6 protein-coding genes are annotated in these 8050 nt (G+C 28.5%); 5 read left to right on the top strand and 1 reads right to left on the bottom strand.

What is annotated here, in order from left to right; all coding sequences use genetic code 11:
• Positions 1-55 precede the first annotated feature (55 nt).
• Complete coding sequence (gene tnpA, locus FGK85_RS13980; RefSeq protein WP_138207642.1) at positions 56-391, bottom strand: IS66 family insertion sequence element accessory protein TnpA; 336 nt, start codon at positions 389-391, stop codon at positions 56-58.
• A gap of 116 nt (positions 392-507) precedes the next feature.
• On the opposite strand from tnpA, the gene FGK85_RS13975 reads away from it, so the two are divergent.
• From FGK85_RS13975 to FGK85_RS13955, 5 genes are all read left to right on the top strand, one after another.
• Positions 508-1128: a DUF2785 domain-containing protein gene (locus FGK85_RS13975; RefSeq protein WP_243122893.1), complete on the top strand. Its 621-nt coding sequence runs from the start codon at positions 508-510 to the stop codon at positions 1126-1128.
• A gap of 33 nt (positions 1129-1161) precedes the next feature.
• Positions 1162-1278 (top strand): DUF4177 domain-containing protein, encoded by a 117-nt coding sequence (locus tag FGK85_RS13970; protein ID WP_243122892.1) that lies wholly within the window; start codon positions 1162-1164, stop codon positions 1276-1278.
• A 1404-nt stretch (positions 1279-2682) separates the two neighbouring features.
• Positions 2683-3963, top strand: coding sequence for a serine hydrolase domain-containing protein (locus FGK85_RS13965; protein ID WP_138207636.1), 1281 nt, complete (start codon positions 2683-2685; stop codon positions 3961-3963).
• 447 nt (positions 3964-4410) lie between these two features.
• Complete coding sequence (locus tag FGK85_RS13960; RefSeq protein WP_138207634.1) at positions 4411-6453, top strand: aminopeptidase; 2043 nt, start codon at positions 4411-4413, stop codon at positions 6451-6453.
• A 517-nt stretch (positions 6454-6970) separates the two neighbouring features.
• Entirely contained in the window at positions 6971-7882 is a 912-nt protein-coding gene (locus tag FGK85_RS13955) for an MBL fold metallo-hydrolase (RefSeq protein ID WP_138207632.1), read from the top strand.
• Positions 7883-8050: the final 168 nt, after the last annotated feature.

Genomic DNA, 8050 nt, shown 5'->3' with positions numbered 1-8050 from the left:
TTTCTTAAATCCGTATAACCGCAGGCAAGATAGACTTTTTCTACCTTATCTATATTTAACATTTTAGAATTAACTCCTTAATTATTGCTGTTATTAAAGTAGCTTCGCTAACAGGAATAAGGATATTGGCATTGCCTACATTAATTTTTACTTCTTTTAATGTAGATTTATTTTCTTCTTTAATATTATCAACTTTACTATTCAAAGAAATAGCTTGAAAAACAGGTTCTTTACTTTCAGTTAATTTTTTCACTCTTTTTTTATGGTAATAAAATTGACTCTTACTAAGGTTATTTTCAGCACAGAAATCTTTCACTGTTATTGTATCTTTAACAGAGTTAAATTTATTTAAATATTCTTCCCAAGCATCATTATCTAATTTTTTATACATAAGTAAACCCCCTATTGATAATCTTTTACTTAAGTTTATCAATGGGAGGGTATGTTTTCTAGATACTTAATTTTTGACGCTTACTTTTATCAGCAAAGGAAGTTTATGAGTTGCTTATGATAGCCATAGATGAGGAACATCTTCTTAAGGGACTAGGCAATATAAATGACTCAGTTTTCGCTAGAACATTCTCAAGTGAAACTGTTGCAGCTGCAATTTATAAACACAGGAAGGAAAAGTTCATATCCGAAAGCGATATTCAAAAGGCTTTTAATACTGTTTTGAAATTTTATAATGAAGACCATGATGTTAGAGGGTATATAGAAGGTAAAGGTTGGGCTCACGGGGCTGCCCATGGTGCTGATGCCTTGGATGAATTTGCTAGATGCGAAGAAATTGGATATCAGGGATTAAAATTAATATTAGATGCAATCTACAAAAAAGTGAATGTAAATCATTATGGATACATTCACTTTGAGGACGAACGTATGATTACAGTTGTTAAAGCTATATTAGAAAGAAAAATTATACCTACAAAAGAAATGGAAGAGTGGATTAAAAACTTTAATAAAATGGAGAAAACAGGTAGATATCCGGAGGATTTAGTTATTCAATTCAATGTAAATGTTTTCTTGAAAAGTTTATATTTTAGATTGATTAATAAACCGGAGTATGAACAAATCACGAATACAATTAGAGAGGTATTAAAGGGAATAAGTCGATTTAACGAGTGCTAATACTGAAAGATTACTGAAAAATTGAGGAAAATTGTGGAAGAAGCAAATGGGTGGCGACTAGTACAAATTGTAATTCCACCAAATGAAAAGAAGGGTGTCATGGCTGCATATGCTTATCAGATAATTTTTGAAAAGGAGAAAAAAGAGTAGAAGCAAATTTTTAATTGACAAATAGAATAATATGGTATACAATACTTTTATTGAATGAATACAATGAAAATTATAAAAATTTATAAAATTAAGGAAGAGGGATTAGGTGAAATGTTAAAGTTGTTCTAATATCAAAATGAATTAACTAATATCAATTTAACTGAATTAAAATAACTTAAATGCACATTAAGTTATTTTTAGTTTTAACTAAATTAATAGTAGTTTTAACTAATTTAATCATGTCAAGTTTAAGTTATCTGTAGTCCAATTTAGTTAATTAAAATATGCGTTAAATTATTCATAATCTTAATAATTTTGCTTACTAATTTATTTATAACATGGATGAATTGGCTTATTAGTGGAGCAAATAAAAAAGATTGATTTATAGATATGTTAAGAACAACAACAGTTATAATCCTAAAATCTGTTAAAAACATTGATTTAATACCTTATATTTTATAAACATATTTTATAATAGACATCTTATAAATATATTTTATAAAAGGTTTGTAATGACATTTTATCTAGAATGTTTTACCTAAAGTATAAAATGTTCTGCCTAAGATATTTTGTAAACATGCTTTATAAGGATATTTAATGTTAGTAATTTACAATATTAGGGATTTATGCTGTGCTGTTTTAACGGTACAGCTTTTTTATTTGTATTGGTAGGTAAATTTTATGTATTGGTAGGTGAATTTTATAATATGATAAGAGAATTTCATTATATTATAAATAACTTGGTTTATCATATTATATGATTGGGTAATTTTCTGCATTATAAACAGAGCTCTTAGCTTCAGATGGAGTTTTACTCCAACTGAAGGTTAGAGATCGTTATCCAGGGTAAAAAAATGGGGACGGTTAACAAATTTTGAACAAAAATATTTACAGGAAAGAAGGAAATGCAGACGGTTAACAAGAAAAAAGAAAGAAAAAAGAAATGGGGACGGTTAACAAGAAATAGCTAAGTTTTTACTTGAAAATAAAGAAGTATATGAAGAAAAAATAAAGAAGTAAGTACAAGATCAAGAAAAACAGCTAAGTTTTTTACTGATAGATAAGAGATAAAAACAAAAATTAAGAGGGTGATTAACAAGAAGTAATTGAATTTTGATCAAAAATAAATAAAAAGAAGACGGGGGACGGTTAAGAAAAAATAATTAAATTTATACTTAAAAATATATTAAAAAAGGTATATTAAAAAACAAAAGAATAGGGACAGTTAACAAATTTTGAACAAAAATATTTACTGAATTTATAGATTATGGATGTAGTGTGAAGAAAATACAGGATTTGTGATACCAAAAATAATGATAAGTGGAAAGTTTTTAAATAAATTAATAATAGCGGTAATTTTAAATTATTTTAATAGCCGAATAATTACACATAGGGGGCATTACAATGAGATACAAAGATATTACAAATAAAATAGATAAATACCTAGAATTATATACAAAATTATGGGCTTTTAGTGGTTCTATTGCAGCGATAAAAGATGGGGAGATAATTTTTAAAAAAGCTTACGGATATGCAAATATTGAACATAAGGTTAAAAATGCCACAGACACTAAATATAGAATATGGTCAATTACAAAACAATTTACAGCTGCAGCTATTTTAATTCTTGAAGAAAGAGGACTGTTAAGAGTAGAGGATAGCTTGAAAAAATATTTTCCTGAGTGGAGTAATTTAAATTCTAAAATAACTATTCATCATTTACTAACTCATACTTCTGGAATTTTTAATTATTCAAATCTACCAGATTCACACAAAGTCTTTCAGAGGATTCCTCATGAAAAAGCTGATTTGATCAACATGTTTACAAGTGAGCCTTTGGATTTTGAACCTGGTACACAGTGGAATTACAGCAATACGGGATATTATCTTCTAGGGCTACTTATTGAAAAATTATCAGGAAAGGCATATAGTGAATTTTTAAATGAAAATATTTTTTCGCCATTGGGTATGTTTAATACAGGGATAGATGATGATAAAAATATTATTGAAAATAAAGCATCAGGATATTATTTAAATGGCAATAACTTAATTCATTGCAACTATATTAATATGGATTTGATGCTTTCATCAGGAGGCATGTACTCAACAGTTGAAGATTTATTGATATGGGACCAAGCTCTAAATAATGATAAGTTATTAAGCAAAAGATCCATTGAAAAAATGAATACTCAATATAAAGATAACTATGGCTATGGGGTTGCAATAGACATGAATGGTAATAGAAGGGTTGTACATCATAATGGTGGGTGCGAAGGTTTCTTGTGTGAAATTCATAGATATGTTGATGATGACTTTGCTGTTGTGGTTTTGAGTAATTATGGATTTACAGCTGTAAATAAACTATGTAAAATCATTGCAGATATTGCTTTTGGGGAAAAATATGATATGCCTGTAAAACCGGATATTGTACCTTTGAACCCCGAGTTATTACAAAGTTATTTAGGAATATATGAAGAAGATGATTTCAAGCTAGAACTGAAAAAGGAAGAAGAGGGACTATCTTTAATAATTGATGATGAGTATGCTTTGCCTGTCTATCCAATTAGTGAGAATGTTTTACACCATACATGGATAGATGAGGATTACACCTTCACAAAGGATGATGAAGGACAAGTATATCTTTGGGGAATTAAAAAAAGTATGGGGACGGTTAACAAGAAATAGCTAAGTTTTTACTTGAAAATAAAGAAGTATATGAGAAAAAACAAAGAAGTAAAGAAGTAAAAAAGTAAAAAAGTATGGGGACGGTTAACAAGAAATAGCTAAGTTTTTACTTGAAAATAAAGAAGTATATGAAGAAAAAATAAAGAAGTAAGTGCAAGATCAAGAAAAATAGCTAAATTTTTTACTGATAGATAAGAGATAAAAACAAAAATTAAGAGGGTGATTAACAAGAAGTAATTGAATTTTGATCAAAAATAAATAAAAAGAAGACGGGGGACGGTTAAGAAAAAATAATTAAATTTATACTTAAAAAAGGTATATTAAAAAACAAAAAAATAGGGACAGTTAACAATAATTTATTAAAAGGTTAAAAGAAAAAATAGGGATAGTTAACAATAATTTAGTTATTTGTTAATAAAGAATATATTAAGAAAAGGGGTATATTTTATGTTAGATGCTATGGAATTTTATAAAGAGGAAAACAAAAAGGTTTTAGACAGCTATAAGAAGGGACTTTTAGATATTAAGAATATGTGTACAAGCACAGATAAGTATGAAGAAGCTAAAGAACTTAAAGAATACTACAAGTTTTTAAATCATACTGGTAAATTTCTTCTAAAGATTGCTGAATTTGAAGAAAATCTAAATGATGAGTATTTTGAAACAAAGAGTTTTCAAGAGTTAAAAGAAGAAAATAATGGTTTTTATGTTGAACTTTTAGGAGAAAATTATAAAACAAGCTATGCTAATCCAACCTATGCTATTAAAGTGTTTGGAGATCATATAGGACAGCTTATGTCAGCCTTTTATGCTAGTTGCAGAGGGTCTATATCTTATGCGTACAAGCACAGAATATTTAATATGGATAAAATTAACAATATTCTATTAAGAGTATTTGAAAGTGTTAAAAATAAAAAAGCTAGTTATGAGGAATTGAAAGCTATAATGTATCCTATAGATGCAGAGTGGATTTTCAAGAATGAAAAATATTTAAGACGTGAAAGAATGGACAAGAACTTTGGGTTCTATTTAAGTACCATATTAGAGAAGGATTTAAGTGATTCAAGGTATTTATTTAGATTGGACAAGTATATAAGTGACAATGAAGTAAGTACAGCAAAATTTTTATCAAATTATCCAAAGGAAAAGATAGAAACTTTATCAAAAACAACAGTGGATGCATTTATAAGAGGTTTTGTGGTTGAAAATAAAAATAGAGGAAATAGAAATGGTGTGCAAATAATCTACACAGCAGGCCAAGAAGTTATTATAAGACAACTTATAAAAGATTTTAAAAAGGCAGGATTTGATTCAACAATAGCTATAGTGGATTCATCAGAAGCTAATAAGCAGTATAATTATGATCATAGATTTGACAATGCTATATATTTAAATGAAGAATATATACAAATAAAAGAGTCCATGATGGAGAAGGCTTTTGAATTTAACAAAGACATTTTTAGTGTACAAGCAGGTCCTATGGTTTTCGAAAGCTTTGGGGAGGTACCATTTTCACCAGAAAATAAGAAAGAATGCCTTAAATTATCAAAAGATCAACAGGATTTAGTGCAAAAACACAAAAATAAGATTAATCAATTATTTGATAAATTTGAGCCGGAAGAAAATACAAGTTTTAGCATAATTGCTTTCCCAACTGCTGAAATTGGGGATAAATTTGAAGAAATTTTTAATGATGTTTTTAAAATAAATATGATGGATAACAATGTTTATGAAGGCATCCAGCAGAAGATAATTGATGCTCTTGATGAAGGGGAATGCGTTCATGTTAAGGGGAAAGGGGGCAACCAAACAGACATAAAGGTTAAATTGCAAAAACTTAAGGACAAAAGCAAGGAAACTAATTTTGTAAATTGTGTGGCAGATGTAAATATTCCATTAGGAGAGGTTTTCACTTCACCACAGCTTAAGGGAACCAATGGCGTTCTTCATTTAGAAGATACTTATCTTGGCCTTAAATATAAGGATTTAAAGTTAACATTCAAAGATGGATATGTAAGTGATTATACTTGTGGTAATTTTGAAAATGAAGAGGACAATAAGGCATATGTTAAGGAAAATTTATTGCAGCTTAACGATACTCTACCTTTAGGAGAATTCGCTATCGGAACTAATACAGAGGCATATGTGATGGCTGAAAAATATGGCATTATAGAAAAACTTCCAGTGCTTATTATTGAAAAAATGGGTCCACACTTTGCCATAGGTGACACATGTTTTGGTTTTGCCGAAGATTTGCCTGTTTATAATATGTTAGACAAAAAAGAGATAATAGCAAGAGACAATGAAAAGTCAATTTTAAGAAAAGAGGATATAAATAAAGCCTATACTAATGTTCATACAGATATTACTCTTCCATATGAAGGCATAGAATTTATTTCTGTTGTTACAGAAAAAGGCGAGTATATTGACATTATAAGAGATGGAAGATTTGTATTAAAGGGTACCGAGAAGCTAAACGAAGCGTTTTAGTAGGGGACGGTTAACAACTAATTAGCAGTAGAAGAGAGTAAAAAGTATGGGGACGGTTAACAATTATTAGCTAAGATTGATAGCGAAAAGTTGTTAACCGTCCCCTTGTTTTCGCCCTTGTTTTCCCTTGTTTTCTCCCCTTGTTTTCCTTGTTTTGCCTCGATTAATCTTAGCCTGATTAATGATTAATGATTAATGTTAACCGTCCCCTTAGTTTTCCTTAGTTTTTCTTAGTCCTATCTTAGATTTTTTTAAATTTCTAAATTTTAAAATTTCAGTTTAGAAATGAAAAACAAGTGATATAATTTTCATATTGTTATAGTAGTAATGTTTTATATACTACATAAAGGAAGGAAGTGACCAATTAGTGCTTTAATGTGTAATTTAAATAAATAGTTATAATTTAAATATATAACTTAAATATATAACTTAAATATATAACTTAAATATATAACTTAAATATATAATTTAAATATATAACTATAATAAAAATACACATTCTCACTAAAGATAAAATATGAAAATAAAGAATATAAAGGGAAACACATTTTGCATTGATACAGGAATGACATATATACCTTTTTATAAAATTAATGATAAAGAGATTATTATGTTAGATTCAGGATGGTCAAAGGGAGAAAGGGAAGGCATAGAAGAGCTTCTTGAAAAGAATAATTTTAAGGTAGTTGGCATAATATGCAGTCATTTTCATTTAGACCATGTAGGAAATAATGCATATCTTAAGGAAAAATACAACTGTATTATAGCTATGCCAGCCTATGAAGCATTTGTTTGCAGCTCTACAGTTAATTTGAAGCTTTATTACAGCAGCCAAACGTTATCAGATGTTACAGAGCATTACGGAAATTCTGTTTGTAAAACGGATATTATGATTTTGGATAATCAAGATAGCGTATGTATTCAAGGTATTAAATTCAATATATTTCATACACCAGGACACAGCCCTGCACACATATGCATTATTACCCCAGATGATGTTGCATATTTAGGGGATTCGCTAATAAGCTATGAAGTTATGGAGGGGGCTAAAATGCCTTATGCTTATATACTTTTAGAGGATTTAAAAAGCAAAATAAGACTTCATGGCTTAAAATGTAGCAAATATGTAGTAGCGCACAAAGGTATTTATGATGATATTATAAAACTTATAATTGATAATATTAAGTTCTATATGGGCAGAGCAAGGGGCGTATATTCTGTTATAGACGGCTCTATGACAATGGAGGATATTCTAAAGGCATGCATTAAAAAGTTTGATATTAGTGTAAAGACCAAATATAAGTATAATTTAATGGAAAGAATGCTAAGATCATATGTGGATTATTTGTGTGAAATAGGAGTTATAAAGTTAGAGATGGAGAATGGATTTCTTAAATATTCAAAAATGGGGACGGTTAACAACTTTTAGGCGCAGAAGATGTAGAGAAATTAGAAATTGAAATTATAATTGGCTATTTAATAAATGTTGTGCAAAGTACCTATAAAATATAGTAGTCACTTTGCATATTTTACCAATATGTCTTGAAAAGATCTTTTAGGCGTCAGCCTGCCAAATTATAGTTATATTAAAAATGAA

The sequence above is a fragment of the Haloimpatiens lingqiaonensis genome (genome assembly GCF_901447495.1).
Classification (GTDB): domain Bacteria; phylum Bacillota; class Clostridia; order Clostridiales; family Clostridiaceae; genus Haloimpatiens; species Haloimpatiens lingqiaonensis.
This window is presented reverse-complemented; position numbering and strand designations above follow the sequence as displayed.